At 70.6% G+C, this 23788-nt stretch carries 26 protein-coding genes; 16 read left to right on the top strand and 10 right to left on the bottom strand.

Annotation, left to right across the window (positions count from 1 at the left end):
• Window positions 1–64: 64 nt before the first annotated feature.
• A complete protein-coding gene (locus EIZ44_RS42410; protein ID WP_037806497.1) occupies window positions 65–976 on the bottom strand; it encodes a PAC2 family protein in 912 nt (303 codons plus the stop codon).
• A gap of 151 nt (window positions 977–1127) precedes the next feature.
• On the opposite strand from EIZ44_RS42410, the gene EIZ44_RS42405 reads away from it, so the two are divergent.
• The 3 genes from EIZ44_RS42405 to hisG all read left to right on the top strand — a co-directional run bounded on the left by EIZ44_RS42405 (window position 1128) and on the right by hisG (window position 3023).
• A complete protein-coding gene (locus tag EIZ44_RS42405; protein WP_268744696.1) occupies window positions 1128–1814 on the top strand; it encodes an HAD family hydrolase in 687 nt (228 codons plus the stop codon).
• 64 nt (window positions 1815–1878) lie between these two features.
• Window positions 1879–2142, top strand: coding sequence for a phosphoribosyl-ATP diphosphatase (locus tag EIZ44_RS42400; protein ID WP_027927607.1), 264 nt, complete (start codon window positions 1879–1881; stop codon window positions 2140–2142).
• Window positions 2143–2177: 35 nt separating this feature from the next.
• The gene (gene hisG, locus EIZ44_RS42395; protein ID WP_037806495.1) at window positions 2178–3023 is read left to right on the top strand and encodes an ATP phosphoribosyltransferase; all 846 of its coding nucleotides are present in this window, start codon (window positions 2178–2180) and stop codon (window positions 3021–3023) included.
• 66 nt (window positions 3024–3089) lie between these two features.
• Here the strand turns inward: hisG and EIZ44_RS42390 are convergent, their stop codons facing one another.
• The 3 genes from EIZ44_RS42390 to EIZ44_RS42380 form a co-directional block, all read right to left on the bottom strand.
• Window positions 3090–4025 (bottom strand): ParA family protein, encoded by a 936-nt coding sequence (locus EIZ44_RS42390; RefSeq protein WP_037806492.1) that lies wholly within the window; start codon window positions 4023–4025, stop codon window positions 3090–3092.
• A 62-nt stretch (window positions 4026–4087) separates the two neighbouring features.
• Window positions 4088–4879: a thioesterase family protein gene (locus EIZ44_RS42385; protein ID WP_037806490.1), complete on the bottom strand. Its 792-nt coding sequence runs from the start codon at window positions 4877–4879 to the stop codon at window positions 4088–4090.
• A complete protein-coding gene (locus tag EIZ44_RS42380) occupies window positions 4879–5769 on the bottom strand; it encodes a RecB family exonuclease (protein WP_037806489.1) in 891 nt (296 codons plus the stop codon). The genes EIZ44_RS42385 and EIZ44_RS42380 overlap by 1 nt, the downstream gene beginning before the upstream one ends.
• A 312-nt stretch (window positions 5770–6081) precedes the next feature.
• Here EIZ44_RS42380 and EIZ44_RS42375 point away from each other — a divergent pair, with 312 nt between their 5' ends.
• The 4 genes from EIZ44_RS42375 to EIZ44_RS42360 all read left to right on the top strand — a co-directional run bounded on the left by EIZ44_RS42375 (window position 6082) and on the right by EIZ44_RS42360 (window position 10264).
• Window positions 6082–6777 carry an AraC family transcriptional regulator gene (locus tag EIZ44_RS42375; RefSeq protein WP_078870227.1) on the top strand — a complete coding sequence of 232 codons (696 nt, stop codon included), beginning with the start codon at window positions 6082–6084 and terminating at the stop codon, window positions 6775–6777.
• 118 nt (window positions 6778–6895) lie between these two features.
• Entirely contained in the window at window positions 6896–8041 is a 1146-nt protein-coding gene (locus EIZ44_RS42370; RefSeq protein ID WP_037806488.1) for a 4-hydroxybenzoate 3-monooxygenase, read from the top strand.
• Window positions 8042–8197: 156 nt separating this feature from the next.
• Window positions 8198–9352, top strand: a complete 1155-nt coding sequence (locus EIZ44_RS42365) for a M50 family metallopeptidase (RefSeq protein WP_051171941.1) — start codon at window positions 8198–8200, stop codon at window positions 9350–9352.
• Window positions 9353–9433: 81 nt separating this feature from the next.
• Window positions 9434–10264, top strand: a complete 831-nt coding sequence (locus EIZ44_RS42360) for a tRNA (adenine-N1)-methyltransferase (RefSeq protein ID WP_037806487.1) — start codon at window positions 9434–9436, stop codon at window positions 10262–10264.
• Here EIZ44_RS42360 and EIZ44_RS42355 read toward each other — a convergent pair.
• Both EIZ44_RS42355 and EIZ44_RS42350 read right to left on the bottom strand, forming a co-directional pair.
• Window positions 10261–10719 (bottom strand): hypothetical protein, encoded by a 459-nt coding sequence (locus EIZ44_RS42355; RefSeq protein WP_134734412.1) that lies wholly within the window; start codon window positions 10717–10719, stop codon window positions 10261–10263. The genes EIZ44_RS42360 and EIZ44_RS42355 overlap by 4 nt on opposite strands.
• Window positions 10720–11637, bottom strand: a complete 918-nt coding sequence (locus tag EIZ44_RS42350; RefSeq protein ID WP_134734411.1) for a hypothetical protein — start codon at window positions 11635–11637, stop codon at window positions 10720–10722.
• A gap of 341 nt (window positions 11638–11978) precedes the next feature.
• Here EIZ44_RS42350 and arc point away from each other — a divergent pair, with 341 nt between their 5' ends.
• Window positions 11979–13781, top strand: a complete 1803-nt coding sequence (arc, locus tag EIZ44_RS42345) for a proteasome ATPase (RefSeq protein ID WP_037806484.1) — start codon at window positions 11979–11981, stop codon at window positions 13779–13781.
• Window positions 13782–14115: 334 nt separating this feature from the next.
• Here arc and EIZ44_RS42340 read toward each other — a convergent pair whose 3' ends face one another.
• The gene (locus tag EIZ44_RS42340) at window positions 14116–15021 is read right to left on the bottom strand and encodes a DMT family transporter (RefSeq protein WP_134734410.1); all 906 of its coding nucleotides are present in this window, start codon (window positions 15019–15021) and stop codon (window positions 14116–14118) included.
• 120 nt (window positions 15022–15141) lie between these two features.
• On the opposite strand from EIZ44_RS42340, the gene EIZ44_RS42335 reads away from it, so the two are divergent.
• From EIZ44_RS42335 to EIZ44_RS42325, 3 genes are all read left to right on the top strand, one after another.
• Window positions 15142–15480: a hypothetical protein gene (locus EIZ44_RS42335; RefSeq protein WP_134668472.1), complete on the top strand. Its 339-nt coding sequence runs from the start codon at window positions 15142–15144 to the stop codon at window positions 15478–15480.
• Window positions 15481–15574: 94 nt separating this feature from the next.
• On the top strand, window positions 15575–16498 hold the full coding sequence (locus EIZ44_RS42330) for an aldo/keto reductase (protein WP_134734409.1): 924 nt from the start codon (window positions 15575–15577) through the stop codon (window positions 16496–16498).
• A gap of 70 nt (window positions 16499–16568) precedes the next feature.
• A complete protein-coding gene (locus tag EIZ44_RS42325) occupies window positions 16569–17192 on the top strand; it encodes a hypothetical protein (RefSeq protein WP_134734408.1) in 624 nt (207 codons plus the stop codon).
• Here the strand turns inward: EIZ44_RS42325 and EIZ44_RS42320 are convergent.
• Entirely contained in the window at window positions 17183–17701 is a 519-nt protein-coding gene (locus EIZ44_RS42320; protein WP_134734407.1) for an NUDIX hydrolase, read from the bottom strand. The two genes, EIZ44_RS42325 and EIZ44_RS42320, sit on opposite strands and share 10 nt — an antisense overlap.
• A gap of 40 nt (window positions 17702–17741) precedes the next feature.
• Between EIZ44_RS42320 and dop the strand changes: the two genes are divergently transcribed.
• The 5 genes from dop to EIZ44_RS42295 all read left to right on the top strand — a co-directional run bounded on the left by dop (window position 17742) and on the right by EIZ44_RS42295 (window position 22187).
• Entirely contained in the window at window positions 17742–19244 is a 1503-nt protein-coding gene (dop, locus tag EIZ44_RS42315; RefSeq protein WP_134734406.1) for a depupylase/deamidase Dop, read from the top strand.
• Window positions 19245–19333: 89 nt separating this feature from the next.
• Window positions 19334–19528 carry a ubiquitin-like protein Pup gene (locus EIZ44_RS42310; protein ID WP_037806475.1) on the top strand — a complete coding sequence of 65 codons (195 nt, stop codon included), beginning with the start codon at window positions 19334–19336 and terminating at the stop codon, window positions 19526–19528.
• A gap of 138 nt (window positions 19529–19666) precedes the next feature.
• Window positions 19667–20524, top strand: coding sequence for a proteasome subunit beta (gene prcB / locus EIZ44_RS42305; protein ID WP_134734405.1), 858 nt, complete (start codon window positions 19667–19669; stop codon window positions 20522–20524).
• A 61-nt stretch (window positions 20525–20585) separates the two neighbouring features.
• Window positions 20586–21383 (top strand): proteasome subunit alpha, encoded by a 798-nt coding sequence (gene prcA / locus EIZ44_RS42300; RefSeq protein WP_037806473.1) that lies wholly within the window; start codon window positions 20586–20588, stop codon window positions 21381–21383.
• Between the two features lie 66 nt (window positions 21384–21449).
• Complete coding sequence (locus EIZ44_RS42295) at window positions 21450–22187, top strand: transglutaminase domain-containing protein (protein WP_134734404.1); 738 nt, start codon at window positions 21450–21452, stop codon at window positions 22185–22187.
• Here EIZ44_RS42295 and EIZ44_RS42290 read toward each other — a convergent pair.
• Both EIZ44_RS42290 and EIZ44_RS42285 read right to left on the bottom strand, forming a co-directional pair.
• A complete protein-coding gene (locus tag EIZ44_RS42290) occupies window positions 22166–23371 on the bottom strand; it encodes an RNA polymerase sigma factor (RefSeq protein WP_338081112.1) in 1206 nt (401 codons plus the stop codon). The two genes, EIZ44_RS42295 and EIZ44_RS42290, sit on opposite strands and share 22 nt — an antisense overlap.
• A gap of 22 nt (window positions 23372–23393) precedes the next feature.
• Window positions 23394–23744: a YciI family protein gene (locus tag EIZ44_RS42285; RefSeq protein ID WP_134734402.1), complete on the bottom strand. Its 351-nt coding sequence runs from the start codon at window positions 23742–23744 to the stop codon at window positions 23394–23396.
• Between the last annotated feature and the right edge of the window lie 44 nt (window positions 23745–23788).

Here is a 23788-nt window from a genome sequence, read left to right as displayed (position 1 = left end):
TCCAACTTCCGGGGCCCAGTTCACTCAGGGTTCCCCTCACGTACTTAAGTCGCTGGCATGGGGGTCAGCGGAGGCCGAACCCGCCGTCCTGTCCGGGACGGCGCCGCCGCAGGTAGCGCTCGAACTCGGCGGCGATCTTGTCGCCCGAGACCTCTTCCATGGTGAAGTCGGTCTCGGCGTCGCCGCGTTCCTCGAGGCTGCGCACGTACTCGCTGATTTCCTCGTCCTCGTCGGCCATCTCGCTGACCGTCTGCTGCCATTCCTCGGCCTGCTCCGGCAGCGCGCCCAGCGGGATCTCGACGTCGAGGACGTCCTCCAGCTTGTGCAGCAGCGCCAGCGTGGCCTTCGGCGACGGCGGGTGCGAGACGTAGTGCGGGACCGCGGCCCAGATCGACACCGCCGGGATGCCCGCCTGCACGCAGTAGTCCTGGAGGATCCCGACGATCCCGGTCGGGCCCTGGTAGTTGTTCACCTCTAGCCGGTACTTGCTCGCGGTGTCCTTGTCGTAGGCCGACCCGGTGACCGGGACCGGGCGGGTGTGCGCCGTGTCGGCCAGCAGGGCGCCGAGCGCGACCACCATCGACACGTCCAGTTCCTGGACGTGCTCGACGATCTCCGCGCAGAACTTGCGCCAGCGCATGTTCGGCTCCGGGCCCTGCACCAGCACCAGGTCGCGGTCGAAGCCCTCGGGACGGCACACCGACAACCGGGTGGTCGGCCATTCGACCCGCCGGGTGATGCCGTCGACCATCTTCACCGTGGGGCGGCTGACCTGGAAGTCGTAGTAGTCGTCCGGCTCGATCTCGGCCAGCGGCGTCGCGTCCCAGGAAAGCTGGAGGTGTTCGATCGCCTGGCTGGCCGCGTCGCCCGCGTCGTTCCAGCCCTCGAAGGCCAGGATCATGATCGGGCGCGGGGCATCGGCGCGGTCCTGCTCCGGGTCGCCGGGCCGCGGGGTGTCGTCGACAGGCTCACTCACCTGACCAGCCTACGGCCTCGGCCACCTACGCTGCGCAGTGTGTCCGGCCCCGCGTGTCACGGAACGGGTGTGGCCCCGCTCACGGCGGCCCGCGTGGGACGCTGGAGGGGAGCGCGCCCCGCCGGGGCGCCGCACCGGACAAGGAGAAACTGTGACTGCACCGTCCTCTTCGGACGGATTGGCGGCTGTCCTCTGGGACATGGACGGCACCCTCGTCGATTCCGAGAAACTGTGGGACGTCGCGCTGTACGAGGCCGCCGAGGCGCTCGGCGGCACGCTGTCGGAGGAAGTCCGGATGACCCTCGTGGGGTCCAACATGGACGCCACCGCCACCGTGCTGCTGGAGCAGACCGGCCGCCCGGTCACCCCGGAAGCGGTCGCGGAAACGGGGGAGTGGATCCGCCGCCGCACCGCCGGGCTGTTCGACGACGCGCTGCCCTGGCGTCCGGGCGCGCGCGAGGCGCTGGCCGCGGTCCGCGCGGCCGGGCTCAAGTCCGCGCTGGTCACCTCCACCGAACGGGCGCTGACCGAGCTCGCGCTCGACACGATCGGGCGGGATTTCTTCGACGTCACGGTCTGCGGCGACGAGGTCGACGGCCAGAACAAACCCCTCCCGCGGCCGTACCTGAAGGCCGCCGAGTTGCTCGGCGTGGCGCCGGAGCGGTGCGTCGCGGTCGAGGACTCGCCGCCGGGCGCCGAATCGGCCGAAACCGCTGGCTGCACGGTGCTCGTCGTGCCCAACGACGTCGACGTCCCGGACGGTCCGCGCCGGGTGTTCCGCACGTCGCTGGCCGGCGTCGGCGTGCCCGAACTGGCCGCGCTGCTGCCCCAGCTGTGACCTCGGCGGCTTCCGGGTCACCCGGAGCGGCGCGGACGAGCGCGGGATGAAAGGATTCGGCCCCGTGAAGACCTTCGATGAGCTGTTCGCGGAGCTTGCCGAGCGCGCGCGTACCCGTCCCGACGGGTCCGGCACCGTCGCCGCACTGGACGCCGGGGTGCACGCACAGGGCAAGAAGGTGCTCGAAGAGGCGGGCGAGGTGTGGATCGCCGCCGAGCACGAGTCCGACGACCGGCTGTCGGAAGAGATCTCGCAGCTGCTGTACCGGGTGCAGGTGCTCATGCTCGGCCGGGGAATCTCGACCGAGGACGTGTACCGCTACCTGTGACGCGCTCGCGCACCGGATACCGAGGAGAGACCGAAATGCTGCGTGTTGCCGTGCCGAACAAGGGAGCCCTCGCCGCCGCTTCGGCGGAGATGCTTTCCGAGGCGGGCTACCGCAAGCGACATGACGGCAAGGACCTGACCGTCCTCGACCCGGTCAACGAGGTCGAGTTCTTCTTCCTCCGCCCGAAGGACATCGCCATCTACGTCGGTTCCGGCGAGCTCGACCTCGGCATCACCGGCCGCGACCTCGCGCTCGATTCGGGCGCGCCGGTCGAGGAGGTGCTCGCGCTCGGGTTCGGCGCCTCGACCTTCCGCTACGCCGCTCCCGCCGGACGGGACTGGAAACCGGCCGACCTGCACGGAAAGCGGCTCGCGACGTCGTACCCGCGGCTGGTCCGCGACGACCTCGCCCGCCACGGCGTCGAGGCCGAGGTCATCCGGCTCGACGGCGCCGTGGAGATCTCGATCCAGCTCGGGGTCGCGGACGCGATCGCGGACGTGGTCGAGTCCGGGCGGTCGCTGCGGCAGCACAATCTCGTGGCGTTCGGGGAGCCGATCTGCGCGTCCGAGGCGGTCTTGCTGCAGCGGGCCGGGAGCGAAGGATCCCGGGCGAAGTCGCAGCTGGCGGCCCGGCTGCAGGGCGTCGTTTTCGCGCAGCACTACATGATGCTCGACTACGACTGCCCGCGGGACATCCTCGACCAGGCCATTTCGATCACGCCGGGACTGGAGTCGCCGACGGTCGCGCCGCTGGCGGACGAGAAGTGGGTCGCGGTGCGGGCGATGGTGCCGCGCAAGGAAGTCAACCGGATCATGGACGAGCTGGCCGAAACCGGCGCGAAAGCCGTGCTGGCGTCCGACATCCGGTCCTGCCGGTTGTAGGAAACCGCTTGAGCAGAGGGCGTCTTCTCTTCGGAGGGGACGCCCTCTGTCGCATGTGGACGGTGGTCAGCGCGGGCGGTTCGGGCGCTTCGGCATCAGGTCGTACAGCCTCTTGCGCGCGCCGTTGTCGTTGACGTTGCGGGCGACGGCGACCTCGGAGATGAAGTCCTCGAAGACGAACTCGTCGTCAGCGGGAACCTCGGTGGGGCCCGGGTTTTGCGCCAGGTAGCTGTCCAAGGTCTCGGCGATTTCCCGGAAAGACACCGCTTGGATGGTTTCCGGGGCGAACGTCGTGACCGGGACGCCGTGCGCCGCGGCCTCGTTCATCACGACGCCCAGCGGGACGTGCGAGAGCATGGGGACGCCGAAGGAGTACATCTCCTGGAGCGCGGCCGCGGCGTAGTGCGAGATCGGGCGGCGGTACAGGCCCGGCACGATGCCGAACCACGAGATCGGGGCGCGGCCGGTGGTCTGCTCGACGTAGCGGACCTGTTCCGACAGCAGGCGCAGCGCCCGGATGCTCGTCTTGTCCGGCTGGACCGGCACCAGGATCCCGTGCGACGCCGCCAGCGCGTTGTTCGTCAGCACGTCCTGGGCGGGCGGGCAGTCGATGATCACGTGGTCGTAGTGCGCGAACTGGATCACCCGCGCCAGCTGCCAGCCGGGCACCCGGAACTGGTCCAGCCTGCGGATCAGGTCGAACATCCCCGGCGACGTCGGGATCACGTCGAACGCGCCGCCGCGGCCCAGGTTGCTGCGCGGGTGCGGCACCGCCAGCTGCTCGATCGGGCCCTTCCACAGCTTGGTCAGCGCCTTCGCCAGGCTCGGCGCGTCCGCCGGGACCTCGTCCATGCCGAGCATCTCGGTCGTCGCGTGCCCCTGCGGGTCGAGGTCGACGAGCAGCACCCGCCTGCCGCGTTCGGCGAGGGCCGCCGCCGCGCCCACGCTCAGCGAGGTTTTGCCCACCCCGCCCTTCTGGTTGACCACCGAGGTGATCTGCATGCCGGAGCGCTCCCTTGTCGGTCGTTCCGCGAAGGCTATCGGACTTGCCCGCCGCGGCGCGCTCATCCGCCCCCGGCCTGTCGCGGACGCACCAGCAAAGCCTGCGCGCCGGTGCCGACCGGACCGGAACGATCGTGCAGCGTACTGCTCGCGGTGCCGATCCCGTGCGGCCCGACCAGCGTGACCGCGTCCAGCCCGATCCACTCGCCTTCGGGGATCCGGCGCAGGTGCACGGTGAGTTCCGAGTTGATGAACCACCACTTCGCGGCCGGCAGGAAATGCGACACCCCGTTGCCGGAGTCGGCGATGGCGAACAGCCGCTGCAGCCCCGTCGGCTCCTCGCCGTCGACCAGCGGATACCGCTGCCGCGCCCACACCGCCGCCGGGCCGGGTGCGGAGATCGAGCCGCGCACCGCCCGCCATTCGATCGCGTGCAGGTAGCCGCCCTCCCAGTCGTCCGGGAAAGCCGCCTCGCTGCCCGCGTCGGCCGCGGGCAGCAGCGGACCGCCGTCGGTGGCGATCTCGGCGGTGTCGGACGTCGCGATCCGCCATCCCGACGCCCGCGCGACCGTCCGGCCGTTCGCGGACAGCTCGGACTGGACCAATTCGACCGTCCGGCCCGGCCGTTCGACCCACGACCGCTGCTCCAGTTCGCCCACCGGAGCCGGACCGAGGATTTCCACCGTGACCCGGGCCAGCTGCGCCGGATGCGGCGACTCCAGCCGCTCGAGCCCGCGCACCAGCAGCGCCGACGGCGGGCCGAAATGCTGCGCGCCGGGACTCCACGGGCCGGTGGTGTGCTCAGTCGCCTCGTACCGCTCGCCGCCGAGCGGGAGGAAGAACGCGTCGCCCATCAGTCGGCCCGGTCCAATACCGTCTCCTCGCCCGGATCCGGCTCCGGCCAGCCCGGATACTCCGGCGGCGTCCCGCCGAACTCCGGGCAATGCGCCTGATGGTCGCACCACGAGCACAGCCTGCCCTTGTTCGGCCGGAAATCGCCGGTCTTGCCCGCCTTCAGGATCGCCTGCCAGATCGCTTCCAGCGTGCGCTCGAACCGGACCAGCTCGGCCTCGTCCGGCGTGTAGGCCAGCGACTGGCCGTCGGTCAGGTACATCAGCTTCAGCTGCCGCGGGACGACCCCGCGCAACCGCCACAGCACCAGCGCGTAGAACTTCATCTGGAAGAGTGCTTTGGCCTCGCCGATTTCCCGAGGAGCGGCCCCGGTTTTGTAGTCCACGACCCGGATCTCGCCGGTCGGCGCGACGTCCACCCGGTCGATGTACCCGCGCAGCAGCACCCCCGAACCCAGCTCGATCTCCACGTGCAGCTCGCACGCCTCCGGCTCCAGCCTGCGCGGATCCTCCAGCTCGAAATACGAATCAAGCAGCTTTTCGGCCGAGGCCAGCCATTTGTCGGTCTCCCCGGGTTCGCCGTCCGCGAACAGCTCCGTCCACTCCGGACTGTCGCTGGACAGCTCCGTCCAAGTCGGCGCGAGCAGCTCCTTCGCCCGCGGCGCGACGCGTTCGGCGGCGGGCAGCGCGAAAAGCCGCTCCAGGACCGCGTGGACGAGCGTGCCGCGCAGCTGCGCCCGGGTGGGCACCTCCGGCAGCCGATCGACCGCGCGGAACCGGTAGAGCAGCGGGCACTGCTTGAAGTCGCTCGCCCGGGACGGCGACAACGCGGGCCGCCTGCGGGCAGGCGCGTCGGAACCGGGAGGGGTGGTGACCGTAGCGGTGTCGGACATGGGGCAGAGCGTAACCCCGGGGTACGACAATTGTGTTTGCCCCGGCTCCGCCGGGGCGGCGGGATCGCCTTCAAGTCGGCGTGCCGAGGAGCAGCGCGCCCGGCCCGGGGGGCCGTGCACGCTGCTCCTCGGCACGCCGACGCGATCCCGCGTGACGGCTGGGTTGGGAGTCGGGGGCTCGGGGGTGGCTGGGTTCCGGGTGGCGGGTTTGGGGTGGCTGGGTTGGGGGGTGTTGTCGCTAGGGTCGGGGTGGTGGGGAAGGTGGGCGGGGTGACGCCGCAGGGGGCGGGGTGGTTGCCGGGCGGGTATCGGATGGGGAGGCATTCCCATGCGAGCGGGCAGCTGGTTTACGCGGCCAGCGGGGTGTTCGCCACCACCACCGAGTTCGGGACCTGGGTCGCGCCCGCGGATCGCGTTACGTGGACTCCGCCGGGGTTCGAGCATTCCCACCGGTTCTACGGGCGCACGGACGCGCGGATTCTCGCTGTTCCCGCTGAGGAGTGCGGGGCGTTGGCTCGGCAGCCTTGCGTGTTCGCGGTGTCGCCCTTGCTGCGGGCGGGCATTTTGGCGTTGACCGGCGAGAAGGAGCGGTCGGCCGAGGCGGTGCGGCGGGTTCGGGCGGTGGTGCTCGACGAGCTGGGGGAGGTTCCGGGGGAGTCGTTGCATCTCCCGGAACCGCGCGACGACCGGTTGCGGGCCGTCACCGAGATGCTGCACGAGGACCCGGGGCGGGGCGAGACGCTGGCTGAGCTGGGGCGCGTCGCGGGGGCCAGCGAACGCACGCTCAGCCGGTTGTTCCATGCCGATCTCGGCATGAGTTTTCAGCGGTGGCGCACGGTGTTGCGGATCCACCACGCGTTGTTCCAGCTCACCGGGGGCGCATCGGTGACCGACACGGCGATCGCCTGCGGATGGTCGAATCCGTCGGCGTTCATCGGGGCGTTCACGGCGCTGGTCGGGCAGACGCCGGGGCGGTACCAGGCCGGATTGCGCGACCGCGGCGAGTAGCGGGAGCAAGTTGGCGGGTTTTCGTTACCGGGCGCCCGATGCTCGGTGGCCGCCGGTCCGCGGCCGGGAAGAGAGTGGTGATCATCCAGTTCACCAGCACTCTTTCGGGGAATGAAACATGGCACAGGCAAACGGGAAAACCACCGTGGTCGTCGTGGGCGGCGGGGTGGCCGGGCTCGCGCTCGGCACGTTCCTCCTCCGCAGCGGGATCCCTTGCACGGTCTTGGAAAAGAACAGCCGCGAGCACGTCGAACAGCGGCAGAGAGCCGGTTCTCTCGACGGCCGCGGCGTGCGGATGCTGCACGAATGGGGAGTCGGCGAGGCCGTCGAGGGCCACGGCGACGAGCGGTCCGACGCCGTCCTGCCGCTGATCCTCCACGGCGACAAGCGCACCTGGCGGATGGACACCGGCGAGGACGGCGCGGGCGCGTTCATCCCGCAGCAAGTGCTCGTCCGGAACCTCATCCGGATCTTCCTCCGCGACGGCGGCGACCTCCGGTTCGAGGCGGAGGACATCGAACTGGACGGACTCGACACCGAGCAGCCCCGGGTGCGCTACCGGGACAGCGAGGGCACTCACACGATCGACTGTGCGTTCGTCGCCGGGGCCGACGGCTTCCACGGCGTCAGCCGGACGGCGATCCCGGACGGAGTTCTCGCCTGCCACAGCCACGAGTTCGGGTACGCCTGGCTGAGCGTCCTGGCGGAAGTGCCCGCCGATCCGTCGGCGGTGATGGCAGTGCACTCCCGGGGCTTCGCCGCGCAGATCACCCGCGGGCCGAACGCGAGCCGGATCTATCTGCAGTGTCCGCTCGACGACACTGTCGGCGACTGGCCGGACGAGCGGGTCTGGGACGAACTCGGCGCCAGGTTCGCCGCGCCGGTGCCGCGCGGGCCGATCGCGACGAAGCAGGTGGTGCCGCTGCGCGGGGTCGTGTTCAGCCCGATGCGCTACGGCAGGCTGTGCCTTCTCGGAGACGCGGCGCACCTGATTTCGCCGATGAGCGCCGAGGGGATGAGCCTCGCGCTGCACGACGCGGAGGTGCTCGCGCACGCGCTCGTCCATCAGGTGGAGAAGGACGATCCGAGTTTGCTGGAGAGCTACTCCGACACCTGTCTGGCGCACGTCTGGGAACGGCAGGCGTCGGCGGTCTGGATGACCGACGCGATGCACGACTCCGGCGACGCCTCCTACCGCGGAGAGTTCCGGAAGCAGGTCGCGCTCGCGAATCTGGAGAACCTCGTCCAGCCGCGCTCCGCCTGACCCGGGCTGGGTCCGTGAAGGGCTCCTTGCCGGAACCAGATTCCCGGAACGAGCCCTTCACGGAACTTCGCGGACCGGCCGGGGCGAGACCGACACCACCCGTCCGGGGAGACCGGGTCACCGGCTTCCCACACCCGGCCCCCTACTCTGTCCGGCATGGCCGCGACCAGTCAGCACGGCGCCGGGCCCGCCCGGCGCGCCGGCGGGGACGGCGGACTGCTGCTGTTCCGGGTCGGCGGGGTGCCCGTTTTGCTCGCCCCGTCGTGGTGGATCGGCTCGCTGATCATCGTGGTGCTCTACGCGCCGCTGGTCGGGCGGTTCCTGCCGGACGTTTCGACGCCGACCGCGTGGCTGCTCGCCGCCGCGTTCGCCGTGCTGCTGGGGCTTTCCGTGCTCGCGCACGAACTCGGGCACTGCCTCGTCGCGCTGCGGCTCGGGATCCCGGTACGGCGGCTGCGGCTTTTCCTTCTCGGCGGACTGTCCGAAGTGGCTCGTACGCCGCGACGGCCGGGCCAGGAAGGGCTCGTCGCCGCGGCGGGGCCCGCGGTTTCGCTGGTGCTGGGCGGGTTCTGTTCGCTGCTGCTGTTCGCGGTTCCGCCGGACGGCGCGGTGTGGCTGCTCGTGGCGGAGTGCGCGGTGGCCAACTTCGCGGTCGGCTTCTTCAACCTGCTGCCGGGATTGCCGCTGGACGGCGGACGGCTCGTGCGCGCCGGGGTCTGGGCGATGACCGGGTTGCGGGCCAAGGGGACAAGGGCCGCGGTCGCGGGCGGCGCGCTCGTCGCCACGGGGCTGATCGTCTGGGCGCTGCTCGGGCTGGCGATGCAGAGCCCGGACCGCTGGCTGCGGCTCGGCGTGTGCGTCGTGACGGCGTGGTTCGTGATCCTCGGCGCGCGCTCCGAACTGGCGGCGGAAGCCCGCCGCGGCTGGCCCGCCGGGCTGGAACTGTCCGATTTGGTGCGTCCGGTCTTGCAGCTGCCCGCGGAAAGCCCGGTGTCCGACGCTTTGGCGGCCTCGGCGGGACGCGGCGTCGTGCTGGTGCGCGCGGACGGCGTCGCGGCGGGACTGCTGGACGAGCAAGCCGCGCAACAGCTGGCGAGCGTCAGCCCGCACGCGCCCGCCGAGCAAGCGGCCGAGCCGATCCGGGCGGAGACGGTGCTGCTGGCGTCGGAGCCGGGGGAGGAGATCGCCGAGCGCGTGCGCGAGACGCCCGCCTGGCAGTTCCTCGTGGTCGACGACGAAGGCCGTCCCGCGGGCGTGTTGCGCCGCGAAGACCTGCGGACCGCGCTGATGCAGGGCCGGCGCGCCCAGTGAGGGGCACCCGCGCACGACGGGCGCGGGACGACCTGCGAGGATTCGACGTCGGCGTTCCGGGTTTTGCAGTGGAGGAAGAAGTTGTCGGTCAGCGGACCGTTTCGTGCAGGTGACCGGGTTCAGCTGACGGACTCGAAGGGCAGGCACTACACCCTCACGCTCGCCGACGGCGGCGAGTACCACACGCATCGCGGCGCCCTCGCGCACGACGACCTCATCGGCCGTCCCGAGGGCAGCGTGGTCACTTCGGCGGGCGGCAGCACGTATCTCGCGCTGCGGCCGTTGCTGCCGGACTACGTGCTGTCGATGCCGCGCGGCGCGCAGGTGATCTATCCCAAGGACGCCGCGCAGATCGTGATGTGGGGCGACATCTTCCCGGGCGCCCGCGTCCTGGAAGCCGGCGCCGGTTCCGGCGCGCTCACCTGCTCGCTGCTGCGCGCGGTCGGTCCGGCGGGACAGGTGTTCTCCTACGAGATCCGCGACGACCACGCGGAGCACGCCGAGCGCAACGTCGTGAAGTTCTTCGGCGAGAAGCCGGACAACTGGACGCTCACCGTCGCGGATCTGGCCACGCACACCGGCGAGGTCGACCGGGTCGTGCTGGACATGCTCGCCCCGTGGGACCAGTTGCCGAACGTCGCCGCGCACCTGGTGCCCGGCGGAGTGCTGACCGTCTACGTCGCGACTGTCACGCAGCTGTCGCGCGTCACGGAATCGCTGCGGGAACAGCAGTGCTGGACCGAGCCGGAGTCGTGGGAGACGCTGATGCGGCCGTGGCACGTCGTCGGTCTCGCGGTGCGGCCGGACCACCGGATGGTCGCGCACACCGCTTTCCTGCTCACTGCGCGTCGGCTGGCGGACGGCACAGTGTCGCCGCGTGTTTCGCGACGGCCCAGCAAGGGCAAAGGCTAACCAGGGACGCACCATCGACCGTTCTCGCGGCGCAGCGGGAACGGGGTTTCCTTGTGCCCGCCGGTGCCTTCGACGCGGACGGTCACTGTCGCGTCGTCGGCCGCGATCGCCGGTTGTCCAACCAGTGAGACGCGAAGCGGGCCCGCCGCGTCCCATTTGGCTTGGAGTTCCTTCAGCGCCGCAGCAGTTTGCGGTTTGCAAGTGAGAGTGCCGAATTCGGCGGAGTCGGCGCGCGTGATGGCGTCGACGAGAGTGCGCGCGAGCGTCGCTATCGCGGCTTGATCCGCCGCGGGCGCGGGAGCCGAGGACGTGCTGCTTCGCGACGGAGGCGGGGGAGCGGGCGGTTCCGGGACGGTGCGGGCGGGCCCCGGCAGGCCGATCGAGACCAAGCCGAGGACGCCGCCCGCGACAACGACTGCGAGCAGGCCGAGTGCCGTGCCGAGCCGGCGTCTCACCTAGTGGTCCGTGCTGACCTTCCCGAGGCACCAGGCCCCGCCCTGGCGCAGGGCGGTGAGGGTGCCGTCGGCGGTCTTGGTGGACGTGGTGACGTGGTACTTCACCGTCGCCTGGTCGCCGTTCTCCTGCGGGCTGCCGGTCAGTTCGAAGTGGATGCCCGAGGGCATCTTCTCGCTTCCCGGCTTCTGGCCCTTGGTGAGGCTGGTGCACAGCATCGAGAACAGCCCCTCGGTGTCGGAGCTGTTGTACGCCTCGGACGCGGCCTGGAACAGTTCGCCCGAGGTCGGCTTCGCACCGGCCGCCGCCGGGTAGTCGCCGCTGCCCGAACCCGACGACGAGGTCGACGGGGACGACGACGAACTGCCGCTCGGCCCGCTGGACTGGGGACCCGCTGCCGGAGCCGAGGACGACGCGGGCGGGGCGGCCGTCTTGTCGTCCTTCTTGCTGTCCCCGGTCAGCCAGATGACCAGGCCGGTCGCGCCGCCGAGGACGACCACCGCGGCGACCGCGATGCCGACGATCAGGCCGGTCTTCTTCTTTTTCGGCGGCTCCTCGCCGTACCCGCCGAACTGCCCGCCCGGCTGCTGCCCGAACGGCCCGCCCGGCTGACCCGGCTGGCCCGGCTGCCCGAACTGGCCGGGCTGCTGTCCGAACTGCCCGAATTGGTCCGGCTGCTGCCCGTACTGCGGGGCGCCGCCCTGCTGCGGGTATCCGCCCTGGTAGGGGCCGCCCTGGCCGGGCGTGCCGGGGCCGGGCGCGGCCGGGAACCCGCCGGACTGCGGCTGCTGCCCGCCCTGGTTCCATCCGCCCTGCTGAGGCTGCCCGTACTGCGGCTGGCCGCCGGGCTGGCCCCCGTACGGGTTCGGCTGCTGTCCGCCCTGGTCCCAGCCGCCGGGCTGCTGCGGCGGATAAGTCATCTCGGTTCCCCCTGCCGTGCTCGCGAAAGTGCGGGCCGCGTGCGGAGCGCGGCCACCCGGGGATGCTAGCCAGCCGCGCGCCTTTCCGCGCAGCCAACCCGCAACTCGGGTTTGCCGCGGGTGCCCGGCGGGGCATCCGTAGCGTGTTCAGTTCCGCGTTGCGGAAACCCGCGCGGAGCGGATTCCCGTCCGCGGCACCGAATCGGCCGCTTGCGCTGCGCTCGCGGCCGTGCTTCGCCGGATGAAAAAGCGCGACGCGCCGGTCTTGTGATGCGGAAAGGCCTTTTCTTGTCGGTGATCGCCGGTACCGTGGAATGAAAAGCACTCCGAGGAGGTGCCCGATGCATCATGACCTTCCCGGAGGTCGGCGCGAGGAGGCCGACCCTTCAGCAACCGGCGGAGCAGGGCAGACACCAGAGGAACAAGCCCGGCAGATCCGTTTTCTCGAGGAAGAAGTGGCGCTGCTGCGCCGCAGGCTCACCGATTCCCCGCGACAGAACCGCGTTCTCGAACAACGTCTCGCCGAGGCGTCGGAACGGGTGAGCCAGCTCACCGAGCGGAACACGAAACTCGTCGAAACCCTGCGCGAAGCGCGGGGTCAGCTGCTCGCCCTCCGCGAAGAGGTCGACCGGCTGGCCCAGCCGCCGAGCGGTTACGGGGTGTTCGTCGAGGCCTACGAGGACAACACGGTGGACGTCTACACCGCGGGGCGCAAGATGCGCGTCTCGGTGTCGCCCGCGGTGGAGGTCTCGTCGCTGCGGCGCGGGCAGGCGTTGCGGCTCAACGAGGCGCTCACCGTCGTCGAAGGCGGCGATTTCGAGCGCACCGGCGAGGTGTGCGCGCTGCGCGAAGTGCTCGCACCGGACGTCGAGGGCGGCGCCACGCGCGCTCTCGTGGTCGGCCACGCGGACGAGGAGCGGGTCGTCCTGCTGTCCGGTCCGCTCTCCGAGCAGCCGCTCAAACCGGGCGATTCGCTCCTGGTGGACTCCAAGGCCGGCTACGCCTACGAACGGGTGCCGAAGGCGGAGGTCGAGGACCTCGTGCTGGAGGAGGTGCCGGACGTCCGCTACGAGGACATCGGCGGCCTGACCCGGCAGATCGAGCAGATCCGCGACGCCGTGGAGCTGCCGTTCCTGCACGCGGACCTCTACGAGCAGTACCAGCTGCGCCCGCCGAAGGGCGTCCTGCTCTACGGCCCGCCGGGCTGCGGGAAGACGCTCATCGCGAAAGCGGTGGCGAACTCCCTGGCCAAGAAGGTGGCCGAGGCTCGCGGGGACAACGCGGACGGCAAGTCCTACTTCCTCAACATCAAGGGTCCCGAGCTGCTGAACAAGTTCGTCGGCGAGACCGAGCGGTCGATCCGGCTGATCTTCCAGCGGGCGCGGGAAAAGGCCTCCGAGGGCACCCCGGTCATCGTGTTCTTCGACGAGATGGACTCGATCTTCCGCACCCGCGGCTCGGGCGTGTCCTCCGACGTGGAGACCACGATCGTGCCGCAGCTGCTGTCGGAGATCGACGGCGTCGAGGGCCTGGAGAACGTCATCGTCATCGGCGCCTCCAACCGCGAGGACATGATCGACCCGGCGATCCTGCGGCCGGGCCGGCTCGACGTGAAGATCAAGATCGAGCGTCCGGACGCCGAGGGCGCGAAGGACATCTTCTCGAAGTACCTGGCCGAGGGCCTCCCGATCCACGCCGACGACCTGGCGGAGTTCGGCGGGGACCAGAAGGCGACGTTCGACGCGATGATCCAGCACACCGTCGAGCGGATGTACGAGGAGAGCGACGAGAACCGGTTCCTGGAGGTCACCTACGCCAACGGGGACAAGGAAGTCCTGTACTTCCGCGACTTCAACTCGGGCGCGATGATCCAGAACATCGTGGACCGGGCGAAGAAGTCGGCGATCAAGTCGGTGCTGGAGACGAAGCAGCCCGGCCTGCGCGTGCAGCACCTGCTGGACGCGATCGTCGACGAGTTCGCGGAGAACGAGGACCTGCCCAACACCACCAACCCGGACGACTGGGCCCGGATCTCCGGCAAGAAGGGCGAGCGGATCGTCTACATCCGCACGCTCGTCACCGGCAAGAACCAGGAATCGGGGCGGGCGATCGACACCGCCACGAACACCGGTCAGTACCTGTAGGACAGCGCGAACGCCGCGGGGCCGCCGGATCTCTTCCGGCGGCCCCGCGGTGCGTCTCAGGCCCAATGGGGGTTTCGCAGGAGCTGTGGTGCGCGGCCGCATCGCGCCCATCGGCCAGGGACGGCTCCACGCACTGCGCTCGCGAGAGCTGGCACGCGCTGGCGAGGTCTNCACTGCGCTCGCGAGAGCTGGCACGCGCTGGCGAGGTCTGTGAAGGGCTCCTTGAGGGAATCTGATTCCCTCAAGGAGCCCTTCACAGACTTGAAGTTACTTTGGCGCGGGCCTCGGCCATTCCGTACGACGTGGGCAAACGCGCCCACAGCTGGCATGTGTCTCAGACCCGTTCCAGGACCGGTTGCCGCACCCGGGAAAGCCGTCCGTGCGAGGCCAGGATCCCGAGCACCACGAGCAGCGCTCCGACGGGTTCGTTCCAGTGCACCGGTTCGTCGAGGACCAGCACGCCGAGCAGAACCCCGACCACCGGAGTGAGGTAGGTCACAGCGGACGCGTTGGCGGCGCCCCAGGCGGTGGCGATGGCGGTGTTCCAGGTGTAGGCGACACCGGTGCCCAGCACGCCGAGCGCCAGCATGGACAGCACCACGGCGAGGTTCAGGTGCACCGGCTGCGCGGCGATCGCCGGCGTCGCGGCCAGCAGGATCACGGTGGCGAAACCGGTTTGCCCGAACGCGACCACGACCGGGTCGGGGTTGCGGGGCGACACGAACTTCCGCAGGTACACGAAAGCCAGGCCGTAGCACGTGGTCGCGCCGAGGCAGGCGAGCTGCGCGAGGACTTCGTGGCTGAGGTCGATGCCGCGCCAGACGCCGACCAGGGTGAGCACCCCGGCGAAGCCGATCAGCAACCCGGCGGTTTTCGGCCGGGTAAGCCGTTCCGCGGGCAGGGCGGCCGCGGCGAACAGCATGGTCAGCAGGGGAGTGGTGGCGTTGAAGATGCTGGCGAGCCCGGACGCCACGTACTGCTCGGCCCACGAGTACAGCAGGAACGGGCCCACGCAGAACAGCAGCGAAACCACCGCGAGATGCCCCCGCAGCGCGGGATCGCGGGGGAGCGATCGCCTGCGCAGCACCAGGAACGCGCCGAGCGTCAACGCACCCAGCGCGACCCGCGCGAGCGCCACCTGAGCCGGCGAGAGCCCCTCCAGGCCCACTTTGATGAACAGGAAACTCGCGCCCCACACGACGGCGAGCGCGACGAACCGGGCGGCGATGCCGAACCTCACTGAACCTCCGAAACGACCAGCGGACTGCTCCGGCCAGTCAACGTGCGCGCCACGCCCGGAGTCCAGCAGGTTTCGGTCACTGTGCTCGACCTTGGTGTATAACGCCCTATACTGCGGCGCGTGAGCACAGACAACGCCCGCCCGCGCCCGCCGATCACCGAAGCCGACGTCCTGGCCTGGCTCGAGACGACCGCCGCCGCCGTCCAAGCGGGGGAGCTCAACGCCAACGACCTCATCGACCTCCTGGGGGAGCTGCGCCGCGCCTCCGCGGCCTGCGCCGACGCCTCCGACTGGGCCCTCCTCGCCGCCCGCGAAGAAGGAGCCAGCCTCCGCCAAATCGCCCCGGTCTTCGGCAAAGGCTACGTCCGCGCACCCGCCGCCCGCCTCGAAAAACTCCACCGCCAAGCCCAAAACGCCAGCCAATGGCTCGCCATCCTCCGGCACAAACAAAGTGTATAACGACCTATACATCTGGCGATCGGAAAACGTTCCACGTCGCCACGCCTAAGCTCGCGACACGACTTCCAAAACACAGCAACGACAAGGGGACCCGATGGACCGCATCGCGGTGGGGCTGGCCGCGCTCGGCCGTCCGGCATACATCAACCTGGGGCGGGACTTGCCCGAAGTGCGGGATGTGCCGTCGATGCGGGCCGCGACGCACGAGGTGCTCGACGCGGCGTACGCGGCGGGCGTCCGATGGGTCGACGTCGCGCGGTCTTACGGCCGTTCGGAGGAGTTCCTCGGCAGCTGGCTGGCCGAGCGCGGACACCAGGACGTCACGGTGTCCAGCAAGTGGGGCTACCGCTACGTCGGCGACTGGCGGCTCGACGCGGACGTCCACGAGGTCAAGGAACACACGCTGCCGCGGTTCCGCGAACAGTGGGCGCAGACGCGGGAACTCCTGGCCGGGCACGTGCACCTGTACCAGGTCCATTCGCTCACTGTGGACAGTCCACTTTTCACTGATCCGGCGCTGATCGACGCGCTGGCCGGGCTTTCCGGCGACGGCGTCGAGGTCGGCTTCTCAACATCCGGACCCGCGCAGGCGGACGTGGTGCGCCGGGCGTTCGAACTGGAATCGGCCGGGCAGCCGGTGTTCGCGTCGGTCCAGTCCACTTGGAACGTATTCGAGCCGTCGGTCGGCCCGGCGCTGGCGGAGGTGCACGCGGCCGGGAAACGGGTGCTGGTCAAGGAAACTCTCGCGAACGGACGGCTCGTCGCGGAAGCTCCCGAGACGTTGCGGCGGATCGCCGGGGAGCACGGCGTCGGCCCGGACGCGATCGCGGTGGCCGCGGTGCTCGGACAGGAGTGGGCTCCGATGGCGGTGCTGGGTCCGTCGAGTCCGGCACAGCTGGCGGCGAACCTCGCCGCCACGCGAGTGAGCCTCGGCGACGAGGACCGCGTTGCGCTGGGACAACTCGCGCAGGACGCGCGCGAGTACTGGGCGCATCGATCCCACCTCGGGTGGAGCTGAGCGATTGCATTACCCTCGGGGCCCAGCATGGCCCGGGGCGGACGGGCAACATTGAGCGCGGAGGGGCAACGTGCGTCGTCGGCAGGTGCCAGCAGTCGCTGTGCTGGTCGGGCTGGGCGCGCTGGCCGGGCTCGCCGGATGCGGCAACCGGCCCAACAATCTCGAGACCTATTACGACGATCCGGCCCCTTCGCCGGGCACGAGCGCTCCGGTCGCTCCGCCGGTGTCGCGGGCGGTCGATCCTCCGGTGGTTTCTTCTTCGGCGGCACCGGATCCGCGGCGCGCGGAGGCGGCGTTGCTGTCCGATTCGGACGTTGCCGAGGAGGGCGTGGCTCCGGGTGCGGGTCGCGTTTCGGGGTGTCTGAGCGGGTTGGCCGCGGGTGAGCGCAAGTCGGTGAGCTGGGTGTATCCGAGCGGTTCGGCGTTGACGCACGAGGTCACGGTGTACGCGGACCGTTCGGGCGAGGATGTCGTGGCGGGCTCGCATTGCGCGGGTGCGGAGGTGTCGTTGCCGCCGCAGCCGGGGATCACCGTGCAGCGGGCGTGGTGCGAGGGCTCGACGTGCGCGGTGTTGGTGGCGAAGGGGAATCTGGTGTCGGCGTTGAGCGTCGCGGCGAGCACGCCGGCGCGGGCGCAGGACGCGGCGAAGCGGTTGCTGCCGAAGATCGCGGCGAAGCTGACTGTTCAGCCGTAACGGCGGAACCATTCCTGGACGCCCGCGCGGCCGTCGGGGATGAAGGGCGGTTCGGGTTCGGCGGCGAAGACCCAGGAGCGGAGTTCGTCGAGCGGGATCCAGCGTCCTTCGACGATTTCCTCGGCTTGCAGTGTCACCGGGCCGTCCCAGCGGACTTCGAAGGCGAAGTTGTGGCAGCGGATCGAGCCGTCGTCGTAGATTTTGGTGAACAGCGGTTCCGGTTCCACTCCGTGGACGCCGAGTTCTTCGGCGAGTTCGCGGCGCGCGCAGTCGGCGGGGGTTTCGCCCGCGGCGACGACTCCGCCCGCCCAGCAGTCCCAGGTGGAGGGGAACGTGTCCTTGTCCGCGGTGCGGAGGTGCACGTAGACCGAGCGTCCGTCGCCCGATCGGACGAGGACGACGCCGGCGGCGTGCCAGAGCCCTTCGGCCCGGACCCGGGAGCGGAGCGCCTGGCCGGCCGGGCGGCCCGCGTCGTCATAGAGGGCAACGAGTTCGTCACTGCCTGGCATGGGGGCATCCTCGCACGCGTCGAACCCGTAGGGTGGTGGCATGCGTCGGATCATGGGAACCGAAGTCGAGTACGGCATCGCCGTGCCCGGGGACGCCACGGCGAACCCGGTGCTCACCTCGACTCAGGTGGTGCTGGCCTACGCCGCGGCTGCGGACATCCCGAGGGCGCGCCGGGCGCGCTGGGACTACGAGGTGGAGTCGCCGTTGCGCGACGCGCGCGGGTTCGACCTGACGGGGCCGGGCGGTCCCGGGCACGACCCGGACGTCGAGGACCTGGGCGCGGCGAACGTCATCCTCACCAACGGTGCGCGGCTGTACGTGGACCACGCGCATCCGGAGTACTCGGCGCCGGAGGTCACGAACGCGCGGGACGCGGTGATCTGGGACAAAGCGGGCGAGCGGGTGATGGAGGAGGCCGCTTTGAAGGCGGCCACCGTGCCGGGGCAGCCGCCGTTGCAGCTGTACAAGAACAACGTGGACGGCAAGGGCGCGAGCTACGGCACGCACGAGAACTACCTGATGCAGCGGTCGACGCCGTTCACCGCGGTGATCGGGGGGCTGACGCCGTTCTTCGCGTCGCGGCAGGTGATGTGCGGTTCGGGCCGGGTGGGGATCGGGCAGCAGAGCGAGGAGGCGGGTTTCCAGCTTTCGCAGCGCTCGGACTACATCGAGGTCGAGGTCGGGCTGGAGACGACGCTCAAGCGCGGGATCATCAACACGCGCGACGAGCCGCACGCGGACGCGGACAAGTACCGGCGGCTGCACGTGATCATCGGGGACGCGAACCTGTCGGAGTACTCGACGTATCTGAAGGTCGGGACGACGGCGCTGGTGCTGGATCTGATCGAGGCGGGCGTGCGGTTCGACGACCTGAAGCTGGACGAGCCGGTGCGGGCGGTGCACAGGATCAGCCACGACCCGACGCTGAAGACGAAGGTCGAGCTGGCGAACGGGAAGAAGTTCACCGGGCTGGACCTGCAGTTCGCCTATCACGAGCTGGCGGCGGCGAATCTCGAGCGCACGGGCGCGGACGAGGCGTCGAAGGAAGTGCTGCGGGTGTGGGGCGAGGTGCTGGACGCGCTGGCGCGGGATCCGCAGGAGTGCGCGGACCGGCTGGACTGGCCCGCGAAGCTGCGGCTGCTGGAGGGGTACCGGGAGCGGGACCAGCTGGCGTGGGGCGCGCCGCGGCTGCGGCTGGTGGACCTGCAGTATTCGGACGTGCGGCTGGGCAAGGGCCTGTACAACCGGCTGGTCACGCGGGGTTCGATGAAGCGGCTGGTCACCGAGGAGGAGGTGCAGGCGGCGATCACGAATCCGCCGTCGGACACGCGCGCCTACTTCCGGGGCCGGGCGCTGGAGAAGTACGCGTCGTCGATCGCGGCGGCGTCGTGGGATTCGGTGATTTTCGACGTGGGCCGGGAGTCGCTGGTGCGGATCCCGACGCTGGAGCCGTTGCGGGGGACGAAGGCGCACGTCGGGAAGCTGCTGGACGCGGCGGCGACGGCGGAGGAGCTGGTGGAGGCGATCACCGGTTCGGACTAGCGCGATCCCGGCGTTTCGGGCCGCTGGAAGGCCCTTTTCGTCGGTACCGCTGGGTAGGCTAGGGAACATCGGCCAGACCGGGAGGCGAGATGGCGCAGGAGAAGATCGAGAAGCACGGCGGCGGCGATTCCGACGAGGAGTTCGACGACGCCGGCGGGGCGGGCCAGGAGCGGCGGGAGAAGCTCGGCGAGGACGTGGACACGATCCTCGACGAGATCGACGACGTGCTGGAAGAGAACGCCGAGGACTTCGTCCGCGCTTACGTGCAGAAGGGCGGCGAGTAGCCGTCCGCCCGTCGCGGCCGCCCCGGGTGCGGGGCGGTGCGGCGGGCGCGCTGGGCCGGAGGTTTCGCGCGGCGGCGCCGGGGGCAGGTTGTGCTCGGCGTTGCCGGGCACGGGATGAGATGGGAACCGAGAGCACGTATGGACAACACCTCCTCTGGGGCGGGTTTTTCCGGGCCCGGACTGCCGTCGGCCTACTTTTCGCCGGCGACGTCGTCGTTCGCGGATTTCGTGCGCGCGACCGCGCCGGAGCTGCTGCCGGCGCGGCGGGTGCCGGCGGGTGAGCTGGACGTGCCGCACGGCACGACGATCGTGGCGGTGGCGTTCGCCGGCGGGGTGCTGATCGCCGGCGACCGGCGGGCGACGTCGGGGAACCTGATCGCGAGCCGGGACATCGAGAAGGTGCACGTCACGGACGAGTACTCGGCGGTGGGCATCGCGGGGACCGCGGGGCTGGCCGTGGAGATGGTCCGGCTGTACGCGGTGGAGCTGGCGCATTACGAGAAGATCGAGGGCGTTTCGCTTTCGCTGGACGGCAAGACGAACAAGCTGGCCGGGATGGTGAAGGCGAACCTGGAGATGGCGATGGCGGGCCTGGCGGTCGTGCCGTTGTTCGTCGGGTACGACCTGGAGGCCGAGGACGCGAAGCACGCGGGCCGGATCGTGTCGTACGACGCGGCGGGCGGGCGGTACGAGGAGCACGCCGGGTACGCCAGTGTCGGTTCGGGTTCGCTGTTCGCGAAGTCGTCGCTGAAGAAGCTGTACGACCCGGACGCGGATGTGGACGCGGCGGTGCGGACGGCGCTGGAGGCGTTGTACGACGCGGCGGACGACGACACCGCGAGCGGCGGGCCGGACATGGTGCGGCGGATTTTCCCGAACGTCATCACCATCACCGCGGAGGACGGCGCGGTGGTGCTGCCCGCGGAGCGGACGGGTGCGGTGGCCGAGGCGGTGGTGGCCGGGCGCGCGGAGCGCAATCACCACCGGCCGGTGTGAGGCCGTCGATGTCCGCTGAATCAATGATTGCCGAGTTTTCGGAGAACGTGGAGCCGACACCGTGACGATGCCGTTGTATGCCTCTCCCGAGCAGTTGATGCGGGAGCGTTCCGAGCTGGCGCGCAAGGGGATCGCGCGGGGCCGGAGCGTGGTGGTGCTGAAGTACGCGGGCGGGGTGCTGTTCGTGGCGGAGAATCCGTCGGCGACGCTGCACAAGGTGTCCGAGATCTACGACCGGATCGGGTTCGCCGCGGTGGGCCGGTATTCGGAGTTCGAGAATCTGCGGGTGGCGGGGATCCGGCACGCGGATTTGAAGGGCTACCAGTACGACCGGCGGGATGTGAGCGCGCGGGCGCTGGCGAACGCGTACGCGGCGACGCTGGGCAGCATTTTCACCGAGCAGCTGAAGCCGTTCGAGGTGGAGGTGTGCGTGGCCGAGGTCGGGGCGACCGCGGCGGAGGACCAGTTGTACCGGTTGACGTTCGACGGGTCGATTTTCGACGAGTCGCCGTTCGTGGTGATGGGCGGGCAGACGGAGCCGATCACGACGAAGCTGAAGGACGTCGTGGATCCGGAGCACGATCTGCGGACGGCGCTGGCGACGGCGATCGAGGGGTTGCGGGCGACCGCGACGTCGTCGAACGGGAACGGGTCGGCGGCCGAGGCGGAGATCAAGCTCGAGGTCGCGGTGCTGGACCGGGCGAAGCCGCGGCGGGCGTTCCGGCGGTTGTCGGGGGCGGCGCTGGAGGCGTTGCTGCCGGCGAAGGAGGAGCCTGCCGAGAAGGCGGACGAGTCCGGCGAGGGCGACGGCAAGGACTCGGACAAGGGTTCCGGCGAGGGTTCGGCCGAGAAGGAATGACGTGATGCGCTGTGGGCCGCCGGACGATTCCGGCGGCCCGCAGTCGTTTTCCGGGATACTGGCGTGGTGACGTGTGCGCTGGTGACCCCGTGGTGGCGTCGGCGCGTCGCCGGCACCGGTTCCGCAGTGGGCGGTGTAGCGCCGACGGCGATTCTCGACTGGCGCGATCCGTCGGTGCAGTCGTTGGTGCGGGCGACCGCGTCGGAGGACCGGTTGGCCGGGTTGCGAGCGGCGCACCGGGTGATCGCCGGTGCGGTGCGGCCGGTGTATGCGGTGCAGGAGCGGCAGCCGGTCTCGCGGACGTTGCGTCACGGGCGGGGTTCGTGCAGTCAGCGGCTGGCGATTCTGGAGGGAGTCGCGCGGGCGCAAGGGATTCCGACGCGGGTGCGGGGTCTGCTCGTGGACGGCCGGTTCTGGTATCCGCGGTTTCCGCGGCTGAAGTCCCTGGTGCCGTCGCGGGTGCTGGTGGCGTGGCCCGAGTTCGGGATCGACGGCAGCTGGGTCCCGGTCGGGGAGTTGTTCGGACCGTTGACCGCGTTGGCGGCGAGTCCGGGATTTTCCAATGACAGCGGGGAAACGCTGTTCGACGCGGTGTCCCGCACGGCGATCGACTGGGACGGCGTCACCTGCGAAACCGGCGGAGCGTGTGACCTGTCGGCGACGGTGCTGGCGGATCTAGGCCGTTTCGATTCGCGCGACGAGCTGTTCCGGCGGCACGGCCAGACGTTGTCCGGTCCGTTGACGAGGCTGATCGACCCGGTGCTGAGCCGGTGGGTGCCGCGTCAGAGCGCCTCCAGCCGCTGACGCAGATGCGCGCGTTCCGGCTCGGTTCCCGCGCTGGCCAACGCTTCCCGGTACGCCGCCGCGGCTTCGTCGTCGCGGCCGAGGCGGTGCAGCAGGTCTCCGCGAGCCGCGGCGTACGGGTGGTAGCCCTGCAGTCGCGGCTCGCTGGCTAGCCCGTCTAGGAGTTTGAGTCCGGCTTCGGGTCCGTCGCGCATCGCCACCGCGGCCGCGCGGTTGAGCGCGACCACCGGGGTCGGGGCGAGGGCCAGCAGGATGTCGTACAGCGCCACGATCTGCGGCCAGTCGGTGTGCGCGACGTCCGGTGCTTCGGCGTGCAGCGCGGCGATCGCCGACTGCACGCCGTACGGCCCGGGCGGGCCGCCGGTCAGCGCGACCGGCACCAGCGCGCGGCCTTCGTCGATCAGCGCCGCGTCCCAGGAGGTGCGGTCCTGGTCTTCGAGCAGGACGAACTCGCCGTCCGGTCCGGTGCGCGCGGCGCGGCGGGCGTGGACGAGCAGCAGAAGCGCCAGCAGTCCGGTGCTCTCGCGTTCGTCGGGCAGCAGGCGGTGCAGGATCCGCGCCAGCCGGATCGCTTCCTCGGCCAGGTCCGGACGCTGGATGTCCGGGCCGGAGCTGGCCGCGTAGCCCTCGGTGAACAGCGAATACAGCACCTGCAGCACGCCGGGCAGCCGGGCGCGCAGCTCGTCGCCGGCCGGGACGCGGAACGGGATGCGGTGGTCGCGGATCCGGTTCTTGGCCCGCACGATCCGTTTCGCCATCGTCGCGGTCGGCACGAGGAACGCCCGCGCCACCTCGGGCGTGGTGAGCCCGGCCAGGCAGCGCAGCGTGAGCGCGAGCCGGTCCTCGGCGGCCAGCGCGAGGTGAGCGCAGGCGAAGAACAGCTGGAGCCGGTCGTCGGGCAGGTCGCCGTCGGCCCCGGGCGGCGGGGGAGGGTCGCTGCGGTCGGATTCCGCTTGCAGGACGGCGAGTTTCGCCGCGTACGCCTGGTCGCGGCGGAGCCGGTCGACGGCCTTGCGGCGCGCGGTCGTCATCAGCCACGCGCCGGGTTTCGGTGGGACGCCGTCGACCGGCCAGCGCACCAGCGCGGCCTCCACCGCTTCGGCGGCCACCTCCTCGGCGAGGTCGAGATCGCCGAACCGGCGGACGAGCGCGCCGAGCAGGCGGCCGTGCTCCTCGCGGAACACGGCCGCCACGGACGCTCGCGCGTCAGGCACCGAAGTCGGCGATCGGGCGCACCACGACCGAACCGTCCCGCGAACCCGGGCAGCGGGCCGCCCAGTCGAGCGCCGCGTCGAGGTCCGGCACGTCCAGCACGTAGAACCCGCCGAGCAGCTCGCGGGTCTCGGCGAACGGGCCGTCGGTCGTGATCGACCGCTCGCCGTCCGCGCCCACCTGCACCCTGGTCGCGGTCACGAGATCGGCGAGGGACTCCCCGCTGACGAACACCCCCGCGTCGCGGACTTCCTTGTCGTAGGCCATCCAGTCGGCGGGCTCGCAGCCGGCCGCCCCGCCCTGCTCGGTGGCCGCGGAAGCGTGGATCAGCAGCAGGTACTTCATGGTCGGGCCCTACCTTTCTGTTTGGGTCTGAATCGGCGTTCGTA

This window comes from Amycolatopsis nivea (assembly GCF_004522235.1).
Classification (GTDB): Bacteria; Actinomycetota; Actinomycetes; order Mycobacteriales; family Pseudonocardiaceae; genus Amycolatopsis; species Amycolatopsis nivea.
This window is presented reverse-complemented; position numbering and strand designations above follow the sequence as displayed.

Coding starts and splice junctions, on each gene's coding strand:
- prcB (WP_134734405.1), top strand. CDS start 19,667: ATGGACAACACCTCCTCTGGGGCGGGTTTTTCCGGGCCCGGACTGCCG.
- dop (WP_134734406.1), top strand. CDS start 17,742: ATGCGTCGGATCATGGGAACCGAAGTCGAGTACGGCATCGCCGTGCCC.
- EIZ44_RS42320 (WP_134734407.1), bottom strand. CDS start 17,701: ATGCCAGGCAGTGACGAACTCGTTGCCCTCTATGACGACGCGGGCCGC.
- EIZ44_RS42380 (WP_037806489.1), bottom strand. CDS start 5,769: ATGTCCGACACCGCTACGGTCACCACCCCTCCCGGTTCCGACGCGCCT.
- EIZ44_RS42310 (WP_037806475.1), top strand. CDS start 19,334: ATGGCGCAGGAGAAGATCGAGAAGCACGGCGGCGGCGATTCCGACGAG.
- EIZ44_RS42375 (WP_078870227.1), top strand. CDS start 6,082: ATGGGGAGGCATTCCCATGCGAGCGGGCAGCTGGTTTACGCGGCCAGC.
- EIZ44_RS42385 (WP_037806490.1), bottom strand. CDS start 4,879: ATGGGCGACGCGTTCTTCCTCCCGCTCGGCGGCGAGCGGTACGAGGCG.
- hisG (WP_037806495.1), top strand. CDS start 2,178: ATGCTGCGTGTTGCCGTGCCGAACAAGGGAGCCCTCGCCGCCGCTTCG.
- arc (WP_037806484.1), top strand. CDS start 11,979: ATGCATCATGACCTTCCCGGAGGTCGGCGCGAGGAGGCCGACCCTTCA.
- EIZ44_RS42390 (WP_037806492.1), bottom strand. CDS start 4,025: ATGCAGATCACCTCGGTGGTCAACCAGAAGGGCGGGGTGGGCAAAACC.
- EIZ44_RS42330 (WP_134734409.1), top strand. CDS start 15,575: ATGGACCGCATCGCGGTGGGGCTGGCCGCGCTCGGCCGTCCGGCATAC.
- EIZ44_RS42285 (WP_134734402.1), bottom strand. CDS start 23,744: ATGAAGTACCTGCTGCTGATCCACGCTTCCGCGGCCACCGAGCAGGGC.
- EIZ44_RS42365 (WP_051171941.1), top strand. CDS start 8,198: ATGGCCGCGACCAGTCAGCACGGCGCCGGGCCCGCCCGGCGCGCCGGC.
- EIZ44_RS42370 (WP_037806488.1), top strand. CDS start 6,896: ATGGCACAGGCAAACGGGAAAACCACCGTGGTCGTCGTGGGCGGCGGG.
- EIZ44_RS42350 (WP_134734411.1), bottom strand. CDS start 11,637: ATGACTTATCCGCCGCAGCAGCCCGGCGGCTGGGACCAGGGCGGACAG.